Genomic DNA, 16,942 nt, shown 5'->3' on the forward strand with positions numbered 1-16,942 from the left:
AAGTGCGATAATATACATTATGTAAAGTGAGTGGGCGGATCAGGGCTTGAGGATGAGCCAGCCTCGCTCGACGCCCCAGCCGGACAAGGACGACAGCAAGTTCATGCCGAGCACGTTCGTCTCGCCGAAGCTCTCTGAAATGTGCACGGCCAGATCCTCGCGCCGGATGGTGCCGAGCTCAAACCGCTCGGCGCGGCCGCGTTGAACCTCCACGATGCCGTTGGCGGTCTGGACCATGGCAGGAAGTCCGCGCCGTGGCGCGATGCCCGCGCGCCGGGCGGTCGCGACAGAGATGCTCGTGGTCGTGGCGCCGCTATCAACCAGAAACCGCACCGGCTGGCCGTTGAGCTGGGCCTGGACCCAGAAATGCCCGTCCGCGCTCTGGCGGATGCGCATGGCTTCGCCCTGCTGCACCGGCACCGCCGGGTCGCCGCCTCCAGGAAGGACGCGGCGGCCAAGCGCGGCGAAATCGTCCTTGAGCGTGAACCCGATGAACACCGCCCCGAAGATCAAGATCCAAGCCGCCGCCATCTTGAGCGCCTGGCCAATCGGCAGCCGCCGCACGCTGAAAGCGCTGCCGATGAGCACCAGCATCAGCAGCAGATATATGAAATCAATCGCTTGATCACCGTCGTTCATAAGGCGACCTGTTGCCCGTCATAAGCGGGTTCGACGCCAGCAGGCAGTTCTGCGAGCAGCCCGCGATAATCCATGCTCTGGTCCATATGGGTGAGCAAGGCCCGGCCCGGCCGCACCCGATCGATCCAGCCGAGCGTCTCCGACAAGCTGGCGTGAGACGGATGCGGACGGCGGCGGAGCGCGTCCACGATCCACAGATCGACGCCTGTGAACAAGGCCACCATGTCGTCGGTGAGACCGTTCGCGTCTGTCGAATAAGCGATTGAGCGACTGTCCACCGCGAAGCGCAGGCCGGCCGAGGTTATGCCGCCGTGCGGCTGATCGACGACCCGGATCTCGATCGGGCCGACGGAGATGCTGTCGGGCAGCAAATCCAGCTTCCCAACCGGCGGATAATCTCCATTGCCGGCAAAGATGTAGCCGAACCGGCTCAGGAGCGTGTCGAACGTCTCCTCCCGCGCATAGCCCGGCACGGCGCTGCCGCGGTGGTGATAGACCTGCCGCAAGTCGTCGATGCCGTGGCAGTGGTCGGCATGATCATGCGTCCAGATCACCGCATCGAGGCTGGAGACGCCGGCATCAATCAGCTGCTCGCGAAGGTCTGGTCCGGTATCGACGAGCACGCGCGTGCCCTCATGCTCGACGAGGATCGAGACGCGGCGGCGACGGTTGCGCGGCTCGGCGGGATCGCAGGCGCCCCAATCGTTGCCAACCCGGGGCACGCCGGACGACGTCCCGCAGCCGAGGATCGTGACCTGCATTCAGGCAGCCTTGCTGAACAAAGTTCTGAAATTGTCTGAAGTCGTTCGGGCCAGCTCCTCGACGCTCGTGCCGCGGATGCCGGCGAGGAAACGCGCGGTGTCGGCGACATAGGCTGGCTCGCAGGGCCGGCCGCGATGGGGCACCGGCGCCAGGAAAGGCGAGTCCGTCTCGATCAGCAGCCGGTCCGCGGGAACGCTCGCAGCGACTTCGGCCAAGTCCTTAGCGTTCTTGAACGTCACAATGCCGGACATGGAGATGTAGAGACCAAGCTCCAGCGCGCGCGCGGCGAAGTCGGCGCTGGCGGTGAAGCAGTGGATGACGCCCGTATAAGCCCCCTTCCCCATCTCCTCAGACAGGATCTCAGCCGTGTCCGCCTCTGCATCGCGGGTGTGGACGATGAGCGGAAGGCCGCTCTCGCGCGCCGCGGCGATATGGGCACGGAAGCTCGTGCGCTGCCGGTCGCGATCGGAACGGTCATAGTAGAAGTCGAGGCCGCTCTCGCCGATGCCGACCACGCGGGGGTGCCTCGCCCGCTCGACCAGAGTCTCTGTCTCGACATCGGCATGCGTGTCGGCCTCGTGCGGGTGGACGCCGACCGACGCCCAGACGTCCGGCTCGCGCTCGGCGACCGCGATCACGTCATCCCACTCGCTGGCGCGGGTCGAGATGTTGAGCATCGCCGACACGCCTGCTTGGCGCGCGCGCGCCAGAACGCCGGCCTGATCGTCGACCAGACCTTTGTAGTTGAGGTGGCAATGGCTGTCGGTAAACATCAGGCGTCCGCGGGCATATCGAGCCTGGGGAAGATGGGCTTGGGCAGCTCAAGCTTAAACCCCGATCCGGCGAGGTGGGCGTAGGCCTCGGCGTCGCCGAGCGCGGCCATGTCCCTCCCCTCACCCGGGACGCCCATCTGGTCGAGGAGGGCGTCGGCCGCGCCGGGAATCACCGGGCGGATCAGGATGGCGAGATCGCGGATCGCCTGGACCAAGGTTGCGAGCACGGCGGTCATGCGCTCCAGGTCGGTCTTGCGCAGCGTCCAGGGCGCAGCCAAGTCGATATACTGATTGCAGGCGAAAACGGCGCGCAGCCAGGCCTCGATACCTTGGCTGAGGGCCAGATCTTCCCACAGGCGGCAGACTTCCGCAACCGTGGCGCGGATCGTAGCGAGCAGGGCTTCATCCGCAGGATCCCCCTTCCCGCCCAGCGGCAACTCGCCGCCGCAATTCTTGGCGATGAAGGACAAGGTGCGCTGCGCCAGGTTGCCGAAGCTGTTGGCGAGATCGGCGTTGACGCGGTTGACGATCGCCTCGGCGCTGTAGCTTCCATCGTGACCGAAGGTCACTTCGCGCAGCAGGAAGTAGCGCAACTGATCCACGCCGAACGCGCGGACGAGATCGAGCGGATCGATGACGTTGCCGAGCGACTTGGACATCTTTTCGCCGCGGTGCAGGACGAAGCCGTGACCGAACACTTGCCGGGGCAGCTCGAGCCCGGCGCTCATCAGGAAGGCCGGCCAGTAGACGGCGTGGAAGCGGATGATGTCCTTGCCAATCACGTGCACGTCGGCTGGCCAGAAGCGCCGGTAAGCCTCTGAATCCCGGTCTGGATAGCCCACTCCGGTGATGTAGTTGGTGAGTGCGTCGACCCAGACGTACATGACGTGATTGTCGCTGCCGGGCACCTTGACGCCCCAATCGAAGCTGGTGCGCGAGACCGACAGGTCGGACAGGCCGCCTTCGACAAAGCGCATAACCTCGTTGCGGCGCGCCTCAGGGCGAATGAAGCCGGGATTGTCGTGGTAGTGGCGGAGCAGCGGCTCCTGGTAACGCGAGAGGCGGAAGAACCAGCTCTCCTCGACCGTCCATTCGACTTCCGTGCCCTGCGGCGAGAGACGCTCGCCGCTGTCGGCCACCACCAGCTCCTTCTCGTCGTAATAAGCCTCGTCGCGGACCGAGTACCAGCCTTCGTAGCGGTCCAGGTAAAGGTCGCCGCTTGCTTCCATCGCCTGCCATATCGCCTGGCTGGAATGATGATGGTCGGGCTCGGTGGTACGGATGAAGCGATCGTATGAGATATGAAGCCGATCGTTCATATCCTTGAAGTAGGACGACATCTCCTCGGCAAGTTCGTTTGGAGCGACGCCCCGCTCGCGCGCGGTCTGGGCCATCTTCAGGCCATGTTCGTCGGTGCCGGTCTGGAAACGCACGTCGCGGCCCATCTGGCGCTGGAAGCGCGCGATCGCGTCAGTCGCGATCGCTTCATAGGCGTGGCCGATATGGGGGCGCCCGTTCGGATAGCTGATCGCGGTCGTGATGTAGAATGGCTTGGTCATTGCGGGCGCGATTAGACTGTGAGCATGACGTAGACCAGTGCTTCCCTCTCCCTTGATGGGAGAGGGATTAAGAAGCCTTAGCGGCTTTGCCGCTTAGGCGAAGTTGGGAGAGGGTGCGGCGCTGGAACAGCGCCCGATCCGGCATCGAGCCGGATAGGGCGCTCCCCCTCTCCCCAACCCCTCTCCCACTAGGGGAGAGGGGCTAGGCGGCGGTGCCGCGCCGGGCCAGGCTCGCCATCATGCCGCCGAGTTCGAAGACAACGCTGTGTGGATCGAGCGAGAGGCGGGTAGCGCTGCCGGCGAGGTCGCGGGCGCGCTCCCATGTCCCGAGCGCTTGGGCGAGGGCCGGGCCGCGGCGGGCTCGCGCTTCGCCTGCGATCAACGAAGGCGCGCGGGCCAGAAAGGCTTCGTAGCGTCCTTGCGCCGCTTTGGGCGACAGCTCGGCCGCAAGCTTCACCCGGCGCGCGTTGGTCGGATCGCCTTCGCTGGCGAGCGCGCGCATTGCGCGGTCGAGCTTGTCGATGTCGAGGCCCCGGAAGGCGAGCGCGCGACCCGGGGAGCCCTCCCCCACCGCAACCAGCGAGTTGAGCTCATCAGGCTCTGCGTCCGGCAGAGTTGCTCCGAGTGCCGACCTCATGGCCGCGTCGTCCAGCCGCGACAGGCGAAGTTGGCGGCAGCGCGAGCGGATTGTCGGAAGCAGGCGCTCGGGCGCATGGCTGACAAGCAGGAACAAGCTGTTGGCCGGCGGCTCTTCCAGATTTTTTAGAAGCGCGTTGGCGGCGGCGCGCTCGAGATCGTCGATCGCGTCGATCACCACCACCCGCCAGGGCGAGAAGGTGGCGGTGGTCGCGAACAGACGTTGGAGGCCGCGGACCTGATCGACACTGATGCTGCGGGCGAGCTCGGCGCCGCTTTCCTTGGTCAGCCGCTCGAGGCGCATCAGGTCCGGATGGCTGCCGGCGGCTACCAGCTTCGCGATCCGATGGTCGTCCGGGACGTGGAACCCGGGTCCGGTGACAGGCGGCCCCGCCCCGTCGGCCAGCACGCGAAGCGCGGCCTTGTGGGCGAACAGGGCCTTGCCGATCCCCTCCGGCCCACTGATCAGCCAGGCATGATGGAGACGGCCCGAGGCGTGGCTTTCGCGAAACGCGGCCACGGCTGAATCGTGGCCGAACAGCCGACTCAAAGCAGATCTTCCAGCTGCATGATGAGGCGGTCGGTTACCTCCCCGGGGCTGCCGCTCGCATCGACGCGGCGCACGCGCTTCGGCTCGGCATCGGAGATAGCGCGAAACGCGGCTGCGACGGCGGCGTGATAATCGGCGCCGCGAGAGCCGATGCGGTCGCCAGGATGGCCGTCGCGCTGCACGGCGCGGGCGGCGGCGGCTTCGGCCGGGAGGTTCAGGAGCAAGGTTCGGTCGGGAAGAAAACCGCCGCTGCCAAAGGCATGGAGGGCGCGGATCGCGTCCGGTCCGAGCTTGCCGGCGCCGCCCTGGTAGGCGACCGAGCTGTCGAGGAAGCGGTCGCTCAGCACCCACCGGCCTTGATCGAGCACGGGCCGGATGGTGCGGGCGACATGGTCCGCGCGCGCCGCCGCGAACAGCAGCGCCTCGGCCTCCGCCGTCCAACGTTCCTCCTCGCCCTGTAGCAACAGGCCGCGGATCGCCTCCGCGCCGGGGCTGCCGCCCGGCTCGCGGGTTTCGACCAGATCGATGCCTCGCGCCCGAAGCGCATCGGCCAGGCGGCGGGCCTGGGTCGACTTGCCGACCCCCTCCCCGCCTTCGAGGCTGATGAAGCGGCCCCTCGCCCCCGTCACTCCGTGGAGCTCAACTCAGGCGAACAGCGAAGTGAGGCCGGCCCACATGCGTCCGAAGAAGCCCGCTTCGTCCACCGCCTCGGCCGCGACCAACGGCATGCGCTGGGGCGGAGTGTCGCCGGTTTGTACAATCAGGTCAGCAACGTGCTGGCCGGCCTTGATCGGCGCCTTGAGCGGACCATCGTAGACGACCTTGACCCGCATGCCGCCGGCCGCGCCCGCGGGAACGGTAACGGCGAGGTTGCGCGGCGCGATCAGGGCGACTTCGTCCTCACTGCCGAGCTGGACTTGCGCGGTGGCGACCTGCTTGCCCTTGGCGAAGAGCGGCCTCGCCTTCCATGCCTGGAAGCCCCAGTTCATGAACTTGACGCTCTCGTCGATGCGCTGGTTGAAGCTGCCAAGGCCCGCCACGACCATGATGATGCGGCGGCCATTCTGCTCGGCGGAGCCCGTGAAGCCGTAGCCGGCCTCCGCGGTGTGGCCAGTCTTGAGGCCGTCGGCCCCCGGCACGCGGCCAAGCAAAGGATTGCGGTTGCCCTGGGTGATCGCCTGGCCGCTGCCCAGCGTCTTTCCCCAGGTGAAGCTCTCCTTCTGGTAGAAGGCCTTGTAGAGATCCGGCGTTTCCTGGACGGTGGCTTCGGCGAGGCGGGCGAGATCGCGCGCGGTGGTGTAGGTCACGCCCTCGTCCGGCCAGCCGTTCGAATTGCCGAAATTCGAATTGTTCATGCCGAGCCGCTTGGCCTCCGCGTTCATGCGCTGGGCAAAGGCGGGCTCGGTGCCGGAGATGCATTCGGCCAGGACCACCGAGGCATCGTTGCCGGACAGGGTGACGATGCCGTGGAGGAGGTTCTCGACGCTGACCTGCTCGCCGGCGGACAGGAACATGGTCGAGCCGGCCTGCGGTCCGTGCCACTGGCGCCAGGTTTCCGGGCGCACGGTGCACATCTGCTGGAGCTTAAGCTCGCCCTGCTTGATGAGGTGGAAGGCCAGGTGCGTGGTCATCATCTTGGCCATCGAGGCGGGCGGCACGCGCCGGTCCGGATCCTTGGCGTAGAGCACGGCGCCGGACGACAGGTCCTTCATGAAGGCGACCGGCGCGGGCGTGTCGAACGGCGGCGCGGCGGCGCTGGCCGGGAGGCTGAGTGCAGTAGCGAAGAACCCTAAAAGCAAAGCCTTACGCGTCATGGATAAAAGCCGATCCTAGAAGTTGTGCCCCACGCGGCTGTCCCGCGCAGGCCGACATTAACCAATCGCCCCGGCGACCGCCAGCGCGTTTCAGCGGGCGATCTCGTCCGCGAGGATCCCGACCGACAGCGCGTAAAAGTTGGAGCAATTATAGTCGAGGATCGTGCGGTAGTTGGTGGTGAGCAGATAAGCCGTCCTGCCCGGCCCGTCCGGCTCCAGCAGCGTGGCCTGCTCCGTATCCGCGGGCCAGCGGCCATTCTGGACTTGGATCCCCTGGGCGCGCCATTCGGCGATGCTCATCCAGCGGCTGTGGCGCTCGTGCACGCGGGGGCAGCGGGGTGAGGTCAGGCGCGTGGACAGGCCTGCGCGGCTGAAGCTGTCCGGCACGCGCACCGGCACGCCCCACGGCACGTTCGGCTTCCATCCGGCATTCTGGAAATAATTGGCGATCGAGGCGAGCGCGTCCGGCCGGCTGTTCCAGATGTTGGCGCGGCCATCCCCGTCGCCGTCGACGGCCAGGCGCAGATAGACGGACGGCAGGAACTGCGGATAGCCGGTCGCGCCGGCCCAGCTCCCTTTGAGCTGGCTGCGCGGAATGCCGCGGTCCATCGCCTTCAGGGTAGCCACGAACTCATCGGCGAAGAGGTCGCGGCGGCGGCCTTCGTAGGCAAGGCTGGCGAGCGAATTGAGCAGGTCGAAATCGCCGGTGACCGAACCGTAGCTGGTCTCATGACCGAAGATAGCGAGCATGATCGAGGGCTGGACGCCGTAGCGACGGCCGATCGCGTTCAGCTGGGACAGGTTCTCGGAATAGATACGCTGGCCACGGCTGATGAGCGGCGCGGAGACGTGCTGGCGGCGATATGGCTCGAACGGCGGGATCGCGGTGGAACCGGCCGCGCCGCCCGGCTGGGCCTGGTCGAGCTCGATGGTGCGGGGGCTGAACTGAAGGTCGGCAAAAGCGAGGCCGATGGTGCGCGGGCTCACCCCCTCGCGCTCCGCCCGCGCCCGCAATTGCGGCAGGTAGGCGCGAAAGCCCGCCTCTGTGAATGGACCGGACCGAACCTGCGCCACTGCCGTACCCGCGCTGAACGGCGGGAATGCCGCGAGCGCGGCCATCATCATCTGGTGAACGAAACGCATCACTGACCCCTCCTGCGGCCGGGCTTAGGGGCACAAGCATAGCGTGGGCAAACAGTTCCGCCGCGCAGCTTGCACGGAGCGGCGCTCGCGGCTTAAGGCGAGCGGGCGCCCACAGGCTAATGGGCGGGAGAGATGGCCGAGTGGTTTAAGGCAGCGGTCTTGAAAACCGCCGTGGGTGCAAGCTCACCGTGGGTTCGAATCCCACTCTCTCCGCCAGCCGCCGCCGATAGCGCGCCATGCCGCGGCGGCCGGGGCTCAGCGCAGCTTCGCAGGGAAACGCGCACCCTTTCGGGATATAGTCTCGCGGAATTTCAGCTCATTAGTTTCGGCGTTTCCAGCGAGCAAACAGCAAGCCAGCACAGCCGATCTCTATCGTTCCTACCGCGAGTGCCAAGTTCATCGGCAGTGTGACGAGGCCTATCGCCGATACCGCTCCGATCGCGGCCAGAGAACCGCCCAGTGCCCAATAGGCTGGCTCGTCGTACAGCGTTCGGAAGGTGAAGTACCTCACGCCGATCGTGATCGCCATCACCGGAAAGACGAGTTCGGAGGCAGTATGAAGCATGATGTAGGCCAGAAGAATACCGCCAAAAAGAACGAAGGTGCTTTCCAACCCGAGCCGTTCGAGTGGATTCCCCGGCGAGACCTTGGGCGCATTGAAGACAAGCCGGGCGATGGCGAGCGAGGCAGGCACGATCAGCATGCCGCCGATAAAAAGCGCGCCAAAGGCGAACGCTACATCCCAACGCAGCCAAACAACTCCTGCGGCAAGCCACACCAGCCCGGACACGAGCACACCGGGCGCGCCGCCGATCGCCGCGCCGACCATGTCTCGCTGTGCTGCGCTGAACTCCATTGCTGGGTCCCCTACTACGGCCGCTTGCCACCTGCGCAATCGCCTAGCTGGTAGAAGGACTGATTACCAAGGATGGCAGACGGTCGGATCGGGCTATAGAAGTGCCACAGCGTAGACCTTCATCGAGCATGGTCCGCCATCCTCAGTCCCTGCGCGCAGGAAGGAAGCGGGGGTTGCGCAGGAGGCCGGCCGAGACCAGCGAGACCAGCACGCCGACCGGAAAGATTTCGGCAAAGGTCAGCGGCATTCGGAAAAGCGGATTCGCGTAGCTGGTCTTGAACGCCTCCATCTCGGCTCTGAGCTTGGCGATGGCGGCGGGGCTGGCTCCCTTGGCGCGTTCCTCGGCAATGAGTGTTTCGGTGTAGCTGCCTATGAAATCAGCTTGGGTGATTGCGAGGGCGAGTTCCCAGGCCAGCACATAAAGCAGCCCGGCGACAGCGCTGATCCCGAGCCCCAGGCCAAAGGCGGGCCAGAAACGGATCACGCCCCCGCCGTCCACATCCCGCTGTCGCTTGATCGCCACAAACACGGTGCTGAGCGCAATCAGCATGGTCGCATAGCCGACCAGCATTCCATATTCCAATGGCGGCCGGCCTTCCGTCGCAACCATGATAGCGATCATCGGAACGGCGACGATTAGGCCGCCAATGGCGCCGTAGGATATGATCTTGCGCAGCATCTTCATCGCCTCCCTCGCTGTTTTCAGCTGCACGATCAGACCATCGCGCAGCGCGGGACAATCGCCCGAAAGGGTGATCGAGGCACCATCACCCCGAAATTTGCCGCGTCAGGGCACAATCCCGAGTTCCCGAGCGCGGTTGATCGCATCCGTGCGGCGCCTGGCGTCCAGTTTCTCGAACAGGCGTGCGACGTGGGTCTTGACCGTGTTGGGCGAGACCTTGAGCGCCGCCGCGATCTCCTTGTTCGAGCGGCCCGCCCCGAGCTCGCGAAGCACGGCCAGTTCGCGCGGGCTGATTCCCAGCGCGGCGAGCGCCTTCGGATTGCCCGTCGCAGCGGCAGGCGCAACGCCTCCGAACAGCCGCTTTCCGACGAACATACCCAGCGCCAGGAACAGCGCGGCAATTAGGAGTATGTAGATTTCGCTCGAATGAGAACGCGCCAGACGCTGATAGTCCAGCCATTGCAGCGCGAGCGTCCCCGCGGCGAGAAGCCCGCCGTACAGGGCGATCCGGTTGAGCTGCAGCTTACCCTTGAACACCTGCCCTCCGCGCCGTCTCTGTTAGGAGAGGGGTAAGTGAAAGGCTACTCGGCAGCGTCGCGGTGGGCCGGCTGGCGCGTGATCGCAGCGGCTGCAATCGCGGCCGCCAGTTGCGTAGAGGTGAACGGCTTGGCGATGACCTGGACGTCCTCGGGCCGGCGGCCGATCGACTCCAGTTCGGCATAGCCGGTGATGATGATGGCCGGGAGACCCGGGCTGATCTCGCGGGTCCGCCGGATCAGATCGGCCCCGGATACCAGAGGCATGGCGTAATCGGTGATGAGCAGATCATAGCCCTCCGGGTCCGCGGCGAGGCGGCCGAGCAGTTCCTCCCCTTCCCCGGCTTCCGAGACGCGATGGCCGAGATCCTCGATCATCGCGGCGGTGGTCGCGCGCACCCCGGCGTGATCATCGACCAGGAGGATGCTGAGCGTGCCGACCCCGTCCGGAGCAGCGACCGTTTCCACGTCGCCCTCGGCATTGCTCGACGCCTCGGGCGCGCGCGGCATCCAGATTTCGACGCGCGTGCCCTGCCCGAGCTTGCTGTCGATCCGGATCGCGCCGTTCGACTGCTTGACGAAGCCATAGACCATCGAAAGGCCAAGCCCGGTGCCCTTGCCGACATCCTTGGTGGTGAAGAAGGGCTCCATCACTTGCTCGAGGATGTCGGACGCAATTCCCGAACCGCTGTCGGTGACCGCCAGCATTATATATTCGCCGGGCCGCAGACCGAGACCGCCATCATCCGTGAGCAGCCGGTTCTCACCGGTAACCGTGATCGTGCCGCCCTCCGGCATCGCATCGCGGGCATTGATGATGAGGTTCATCAGCGCCAGTTCGAGCTGCGCCTCGTCCGCGTAGAGGCACCAGATGCTCTCGTCCGGCTCCCAATCGAGCTGGACCAGCCCGCCCAGCGTATGGGCGAGCAATTCGCGGGTCGTCTTCGCGAGCCGGGCCACGTCGACTCGCGCGGGCTCGAGCTTCTGACGTCTTGCAAAGGCGAGCAGGCGCGAGACCAACTCGGAGCCCTGCTCGGCGGCATGGCGCGTCATCGACACGATCTTCTGCTGGTCCTCAGCGAGCGGGATGCGCCGCTCGATCATGCCGAGCCCACCAAGAACGGCGGCGAGCAGATTGTTGAAATCGTGGGCAATCCCGCCCGTAAGCTGGCCGATGGCGTCCATCTTGCGGGCGTGGACCAGCTGCGTTTCCAGCAGCTTGCGGTCGGTTACGTCCATCAGCGTCCCGGCGAACTCCACCGGATTGCCGGCCGGATCGCGGAGGACCACTGCCTGGTCCAGGAAATGCTTGAAGTCGCCTCCCGCGCACTGCCAGCGATATTCGACCGCGAACGCGCCATTCTGCTTGCGGGCGGCGAGAGCGGCGAGCACGCGCTCGCGATCTTCTTCATGCAGCCGGTCGGCCCAGATGTTCGGATGATCGTGAACGTCGTTCAGGGTGAATCCGGTCACCGCCTCGAAGTTTCCGCTGACGAACGCCGGGCGGCGCGGGCTGCTTTCGAGCGGCTCCAGATAGAGGACGATTGGCAACGACTCGATGATCGCCTGCTGGCGCTGCTGCGCCATGCGCAGTTCCTGCTCGGCGCGCAGCCGCTCGGCATTGGCCCTCAGGTTGGCGTCGAGCAGAGCCTGCTCCTGCTTCGCCTTGCGCCGGATCTCGCGCGTCATCTGGAACAGGTCGACGAAAACGGCGACCTTTGACTGCAGCACGATCGGCTCGACCGGCTTGAACACATAATCGACCGCGCCCATCGAATAGCCGCGGATCAGGTGCTCGGCCTCCTTGTTGACCGCGGACAGGAAGACGATCGGGATGCGCTTCGTCTGCTCGCGCGAGCGTATGATCTGGGCGGTCTCGTAGCCGTCCAGGCCCGGCATGAAGACGTCGAGCAGGATGACCGCGAATTCACCCCGCAACAATTGCCGGAGCGCTTCTTCGCCTGAATCCGCGACCACCACGTCCGCCACGTCTTCCAGCACCGTCCCGATGGCGAGCAGGTTGCGCTCGTCGTCGTCGACGACCAGGACGCGCGCCCGTTCAGGCGCTTCCACCTCAACGGGCACGTCGTCCAGGGGCCGAAAGCTCGGCACGGCGTATGACTCGCCTGGCAATGGCTTTCCCTCGCCCGTCCTTATTCGGCCGCGGTCGAAACGAGCCGCGGTCCCGCTGCCGCCCGCTCGCGCGACCGGCTGATCCAGACGCGCAAGAGAGCGAGCAGCAGCTCGATGTCAACCGGCTTGGCGATATAGTCGGACGCGCCGGCGTCGAGACACTTCTGCCGATCGCCCTTCATCGCCTTGGCGGTGACCGCGACCAGCGGAACATCCGCCAGCTCGGGCCGGGACCTGATCTGCCGCATCGTCTCATAGCCGTCCATCTCCGGCATCATGATGTCGATGAGGCCGATATCGATTCCCGGCGTCTCCCCGAGGATGCGGATCCCCTCCTTGCCGCGCTCGGCATGGAGGACATCGACTCCGTAGCTCTCCAGCACGCTGGTCAGCGAGTAGATGTTGCGGATGTCGTCGTCGACGATGAGGATCTTGGCGCCGGCGAGTTCGGGCACCGAGCGCGGCCCGGGCGCGACGTCGTTGGCGCCAGTGGCACGCTGCTTGCGCCGTTTCTTCCGGTCGATACCGGCGAGGATGCGGGCGAAGACCCCGGCGAGCTCCTCGTGATCGGCGGGCTTGGCGGTGACGCCGAACGCGCCCATCTTGACCACGATCTCCGCTTCTTCCGCGCCCGAGATGACGTGGATAGGCATCGCCCGGGTCTGCGCGTCGTGCTTGAGGAGATCGAGCAACACGAAGCCGTCAATGTCGCTGAGGCCGAGATCCAGCGTGATGGCGTCGGGCTGAAGCTTGCGGGCAAGTGAGAGCGTGCCCGCGCCGGCGGTCGAGACCACGCCTTTGAGGCCGGATTCGCGCGCGAGATCGAGCAGGATCGAGGCGAAGGTCACGTCGTCCTCGACGATCAGCACGAACGGATCGTCGCCCAGATTGTCGCGATCGTCGACCACCTCGACCGGGCCGGCCAGCGCAGTCGGCACAGTCGCGCCGCTATTTTCAAAGCGGGCGGTGGTGCCCCCGATGGTTCCGAGCGCCTGCGTCGAGGCGGCCTGCAGCGGCACGAACAGCGTGAAGGTCGAGCCTTCGCCCGGCTTGGACCGGACCTGAAGCTCGCCGCCGAGCAGGCGCGCGATTTCGCGGCTGATCGAGAGGCCGAGACCGGTGCCGCCGTATTTGCGACTGGTGGTGCCGTCCGCCTGCTGGAAGGCTTCGAAGATCAGCTTCTGCTTGTCCTCCGGAATGCCGATGCCGGTGTCGGTGACTGCGATCGCGATCGCCCGGTCCGCGTTGCGGAGCACTGGATGGTTGGTGCTCCAGCCGCTCGTGACCGACTGGACCGACAGCGTGACCTCGCCCTGCGCCGTGAACTTGAAGGCGTTGGACAGGAGGTTGAGCACCACCTGCTGCAGCCGCTTCTCGTCGGTCCTGATGGTCGAAGGCAGCTTGGCGTCGAATTCGACCTTGAAGTCGAGATTCTTGTCGGCCGCGAGCTGGCGGAATGTGCGGTCCATGTGCTGGCGCAGGGTAACCATCGGCATGTCGCCAAGCTCGATCGAAACCGTTCCGGATTCGATCTTCGACAAGTCGAGGATGTCGTTGATCAGGCTGAGAAGGTCCGAGCCCGCCGAGTGGATCGTGCGCGCGAACTCCGTCTGCTTCTCGTTGAGATTGCCCTGCGGGTTGTCGGCGAGCAGCTTGGACAGGATGAGCAGCGAGTTGAGCGGAGTGCGAAGCTCGTGGGACATGTTGGCCAGGAACTCGGACTTGTACTTGGACGTGAGCGCAAGCTGCTCCGCCTTTTCCTCGACCGCGCGGCGCGCCATGTCGATTTCCATGTTCTTGGCTTCGACCTGCTTCTTCTCGTTCTCGAGCAGCTGCGCTTTCTCCTGCAACTCCTCGTTGGTCGCGTGCAGCTCTTCCTGCTTGGTGGTGAGTTCGGTCTGGCGCGCCTGAAGCTCCTGCGTCAGCAGCTGCGATTGCTTGAGCAGGCCTTCCGTCCTCATCGTGGCGGCGATCGTGTTCAAGACGATGCCGACCGATTCCATGAGCTGGTCCAGGAAGCTCTGGTGAGTCTCGTTGAACTCATGGAACGAGGCCAGCTCGATCACCGCCTTTACATCGTCCTCGAACAGAGCGGGGAGGATGTTGATCGTGGCGGGCGGCGCGTGGCCAAGCCCTGAGCCGATGCGGATGAACTCGCCCGGCACGTTCTTGAGCAGCATCGCACGCTTGTCGGCCGCGGCCTGGCCGACCAGGCCTTCGCGCAGCTTGAAGACGGGCTTGAGCTCGTCCTTGCTCTCGGCGCCATAGCTGGCGGCGAGTTCCAGGACCGTCTCGTCCTCCTCGCGCTTGGTGACGTAGAACACGCCGTATTGCGCGTTCACCAGCGGCGCGAGTTCGGACATGATGAGGTTCGACACGGTGGAAAGATCGCGCTCGCCCTGCAGCATGCGGCTGAACCGGGCGAGGTTGGTCTTGAGCCAATCCTGCTCCGCATTCTTGAGCGTCTGCTCCTTCAGGTTGCGGATCATCTCGTTGATCGTGTCCTTGAGCGCGGCCATCTCGCCCGAGGCTTCCACCGCGATCGAACGGGTCAAATCGCCCTTGGTCACCGCGGTTGCGACGTCTGCGATCGAGCGCACCTGGTTGGTGAGGTTGGCGGCGAGCTGGTTCACGTTGTCGGTGAGGTCGCGCCACAGGCCCGCGGCGCCCGGTACGCGGGCCTGACCGCCCAACCGGCCTTCGATGCCGACCTCGCGGGCCATGTTGGTCACCTGGTCGCCGAAGGTGGACAAAGTCTCGATCATGAAGTTGATCGTCTCGGCGAGTGCGGCGATCTCGCCCTTGGCCTCGAGCGTCAGCTTGCGCTTGAGGTTGCCCTGCGCGGTGGCGGTCACGACGTCTGCGATGCCGCGCACCTGATTGGTGAGGTTGGTCGCCATCAGGTTCACGTTGTCGGTGAGATCCTTCCAGGTGCCGCCCACGCCCGGCACCTGCGCCTGGCCGCCGAGCTTGCCTTCCGTACCGACCTCGCGGGCGACGCGCGTCACCTCCGACGCGAAGCCGTTGAGCTGATCCACCATGACGTTGATGGTGTTCTTGAGCTCCAGGATTTCGCCCTTCACCTCGACGGTGATCTTCTTCGAAAGATCACCCTTCGCCACTGCTGTCGTGACGTCGGCGATGTTGCGGACCTGGCCGGTCAAGTTGTCGGCCATCAGGTTGACGTTGTCGGTCAAATCCTTCCAGGTGCCGGCGACGCCGCGCACCTGCGCTTGGCCGCCCAGCTTGCCTTCAGTGCCGACCTCGCGCGCCACGCGGGTCACTTCCGAGGCGAAGCCGTTCAGCTGATCGACCATGGTGTTGATGGTGTTCTTGAGCTCGAGAATCTCGCCCTTCACGTCCACCGTGATCTTCTTGGACAGATCGCCCAGCGCCACCGCGGTTGTCACTTCCGCGATGTTGCGGACCTGGCCGGTCAAGTTCGCGGCCATCGCGTTCACGTTTTCGGTGAGATCCTTCCAAGTGCCGCCGACGCCGATCACCTGCGCCTGCCCACCGAGCCGGCCCTCGGTGCCGACCTCGCGGGCCACGCGGGTCACTTCGGAGGCGAAGGAGTTGAGCTGATCGACCATGACGTTGATGGTGTTCTTGAGCTCGAGGATCTCGCCCTTCACGTCGACGGTGATCTTCTTGGACAAGTCGCCGCGCGCCACCGCCGTGGTCACCTCGGCGATGTTGCGGACCTGACCCGTCAGGTTGGTCGCCATCGCGTTCACATTGTCGGTCAAGTCCTTCCAGGTGCCGGCAACGCCTTCCACCTGCGCCTGCCCGCCGAGCCGGCCTTCGGTGCCGACCTCGCGGGCAACGCGCGTCACCTCCGAGGCGAAGCCGTTGAGCTGGTCCACCATGACGTTGATGGTGTTCTTGAGCTCGAGGATCTCACCCTTCACGTCCACGGTGATCTTCTTGGACAAGTCGCCCTTGGCCACCGCGGTCGTCACGTCAGCGATGTTGCGCACCTGACCGGTCAAGTTCGCGGCCATCAGGTTCACGTTGTCGGTGAGATCGGCCCAGGTGCCCGCGACGCCCGGCACCTGGGCCTGTCCGCCAAGCTTGCCCTCGGTGCCGACCTCGCGCGCCACGCGCGTCACTTCCGACGCGAAGCCGTTGAGCTGATCCACCATCGTATTGATCGTGTTCTTGAGCTCGAGGATCTCGCCCTTCACGTCGACGGTGATCTTCTTGGACAAGTCGCCGGACGCCACCGCGGTCGTCACTTCGGCGATGTTGCGGACCTGGCCGGTGAGGTTGCCCGCCATGCGGTTCACCGAGTCCGTCAAGTCGGCCCAGGTGCCGGCGACGCCTTCCACCTGCGCCTGGCCGCCGAGCTTGCCTTCGGTGCCCACTTCGCGGGCCACGCGCGTCACTTCGGAGGCGAAGCCGTTGAGCTGATCCACCATCGTGTTGATGGTGTTCTTGAGCTCGAGGATCTCGCCCTTCACGTCCACCGTGATCTTCTTGGAGAGGTCGCCTTTGGCCACCGCGGTCGTCACGTCGGCGATGTTGCGGACCTGGCCGGTGAGGTTGTCGGACATCAGGTTCACGTTGTCGGTCAAGTCCTTCCACGTGCCGGCGACGCCTTCCACGCGCGCCTGGCCGCCGAGCTTGCCTTCGGTGCCAACCTCACGCGCGACGCGCGTCACCTCGGAGGCGAAGCCGTTCAGCTGATCGACCATCACGTTGATCGTGTTCTTGAGCTCGAGAATCTCGCCGCGCGCTTCCGCCGTGATCTTCTTGGAAAGGTCACCCTTCGCCACCGCGGTGGTGACTTCCGCAATGTTGCGCACCTGACCCGTTAGGTTGCCTGCCATCGAGTTCACCGAGTCGGTGAGATCCTT

The 16,942-nt window shown here is 65.5% G+C and carries 13 protein-coding genes and 1 tRNA gene; 1 reads left to right on the forward strand and 13 read right to left on the reverse strand.

Annotated features, from left to right (window positions below):
* Window positions 1–39: 39 nt before the first annotated feature.
* The 8 genes from VF631_RS09405 to VF631_RS09440 form a co-directional block, all read right to left on the reverse strand.
* Window positions 40–639: a retropepsin-like aspartic protease family protein gene (locus VF631_RS09405; protein WP_431850027.1), complete on the reverse strand. Its 600-nt coding sequence runs from the start codon at window positions 637–639 to the stop codon at window positions 40–42.
* Window positions 636–1,400 (reverse strand): MBL fold metallo-hydrolase, encoded by a 765-nt coding sequence (locus VF631_RS09410; protein ID WP_431850028.1) that lies wholly within the window; start codon window positions 1,398–1,400, stop codon window positions 636–638. Before VF631_RS09410 ends, VF631_RS09405 begins: the two co-directional genes overlap by 4 nt.
* Window positions 1,401–2,174, reverse strand: coding sequence for a TatD family hydrolase (locus VF631_RS09415; protein ID WP_431850030.1), 774 nt, complete (start codon window positions 2,172–2,174; stop codon window positions 1,401–1,403).
* Window positions 2,174–3,733 carry a methionine--tRNA ligase gene (gene metG / locus VF631_RS09420; RefSeq protein WP_431850031.1) on the reverse strand — a complete coding sequence of 520 codons (1,560 nt, stop codon included), beginning with the start codon at window positions 3,731–3,733 and terminating at the stop codon, window positions 2,174–2,176. The genes VF631_RS09415 and metG overlap by 1 nt, the downstream gene beginning before the upstream one ends.
* Window positions 3,734–3,935: 202 nt before the next feature.
* A complete protein-coding gene (locus tag VF631_RS09425) occupies window positions 3,936–4,919 on the reverse strand; it encodes a DNA polymerase III subunit delta' (RefSeq protein ID WP_431850032.1) in 984 nt (327 codons plus the stop codon).
* On the reverse strand, window positions 4,916–5,548 hold the full coding sequence (gene tmk / locus VF631_RS09430) for a dTMP kinase (RefSeq protein WP_431850033.1): 633 nt from the start codon (window positions 5,546–5,548) through the stop codon (window positions 4,916–4,918). Before tmk ends, VF631_RS09425 begins: the two co-directional genes overlap by 4 nt.
* A gap of 15 nt (window positions 5,549–5,563) precedes the next feature.
* A complete protein-coding gene (locus VF631_RS09435) occupies window positions 5,564–6,733 on the reverse strand; it encodes a D-alanyl-D-alanine carboxypeptidase family protein (RefSeq protein ID WP_431850034.1) in 1,170 nt (389 codons plus the stop codon).
* Window positions 6,734–6,823: 90 nt separating this feature from the next.
* Window positions 6,824–7,876 (reverse strand): lytic murein transglycosylase, encoded by a 1,053-nt coding sequence (locus VF631_RS09440; protein ID WP_431850035.1) that lies wholly within the window; start codon window positions 7,874–7,876, stop codon window positions 6,824–6,826.
* 126 nt (window positions 7,877–8,002) lie between these two features.
* Here VF631_RS09440 and VF631_RS09445 point away from each other — a divergent pair.
* Window positions 8,003–8,092, forward strand: a tRNA-Ser gene (locus VF631_RS09445).
* Between the two features lie 103 nt (window positions 8,093–8,195).
* Here VF631_RS09445 and VF631_RS09450 read toward each other — a convergent pair.
* The 5 genes from VF631_RS09450 to VF631_RS09470 form a co-directional block, all read right to left on the reverse strand.
* Window positions 8,196–8,732, reverse strand: a complete 537-nt coding sequence (locus VF631_RS09450; protein WP_431850036.1) for a DUF7010 family protein — start codon at window positions 8,730–8,732, stop codon at window positions 8,196–8,198.
* Between the two features lie 142 nt (window positions 8,733–8,874).
* A complete protein-coding gene (locus tag VF631_RS09455; RefSeq protein ID WP_431850037.1) occupies window positions 8,875–9,411 on the reverse strand; it encodes a DUF4199 domain-containing protein in 537 nt (178 codons plus the stop codon).
* Between the two features lie 108 nt (window positions 9,412–9,519).
* On the reverse strand, window positions 9,520–9,951 hold the full coding sequence (locus VF631_RS09460) for a response regulator transcription factor (protein ID WP_431850038.1): 432 nt from the start codon (window positions 9,949–9,951) through the stop codon (window positions 9,520–9,522).
* Between the two features lie 44 nt (window positions 9,952–9,995).
* Window positions 9,996–12,062 (reverse strand): response regulator, encoded by a 2,067-nt coding sequence (locus VF631_RS09465; RefSeq protein WP_431850039.1) that lies wholly within the window; start codon window positions 12,060–12,062, stop codon window positions 9,996–9,998.
* Window positions 12,063–12,103: 41 nt separating this feature from the next.
* On the reverse strand, window positions 12,104–16,915 hold the full coding sequence (locus VF631_RS09470) for a HAMP domain-containing protein (RefSeq protein WP_431850051.1): 4,812 nt from the start codon (window positions 16,913–16,915) through the stop codon (window positions 12,104–12,106).
* Window positions 16,916–16,942: the final 27 nt, after the last annotated feature.

Source organism: Allosphingosinicella sp., assembly GCF_036387615.1.
Lineage (GTDB): Bacteria > Pseudomonadota > Alphaproteobacteria > Sphingomonadales > Sphingomonadaceae > Allosphingosinicella.

Coding starts and splice junctions, on each gene's coding strand:
- VF631_RS09405 (WP_431850027.1), bottom strand. CDS start 639: ATGAACGACGGTGATCAAGCGATTGATTTCATATATCTGCTGCTGATG.
- VF631_RS09410 (WP_431850028.1), bottom strand. CDS start 1,400: ATGCAGGTCACGATCCTCGGCTGCGGGACGTCGTCCGGCGTGCCCCGG.
- VF631_RS09415 (WP_431850030.1), bottom strand. CDS start 2,174: ATGTTTACCGACAGCCATTGCCACCTCAACTACAAAGGTCTGGTCGAC.
- metG (WP_431850031.1), bottom strand. CDS start 3,733: ATGACCAAGCCATTCTACATCACGACCGCGATCAGCTATCCGAACGGG.
- VF631_RS09435 (WP_431850034.1), bottom strand. CDS start 6,733: ATGACGCGTAAGGCTTTGCTTTTAGGGTTCTTCGCTACTGCACTCAGC.
- VF631_RS09440 (WP_431850035.1), bottom strand. CDS start 7,876: ATGCGTTTCGTTCACCAGATGATGATGGCCGCGCTCGCGGCATTCCCG.
- VF631_RS09450 (WP_431850036.1), bottom strand. CDS start 8,732: ATGGAGTTCAGCGCAGCACAGCGAGACATGGTCGGCGCGGCGATCGGC.
- VF631_RS09455 (WP_431850037.1), bottom strand. CDS start 9,411: ATGCTGCGCAAGATCATATCCTACGGCGCCATTGGCGGCCTAATCGTC.
- VF631_RS09470 (WP_431850051.1), bottom strand. CDS start 16,915: ATGGCAGGCAACCTAACGGGTCAGGTGCGCAACATTGCGGAAGTCACC.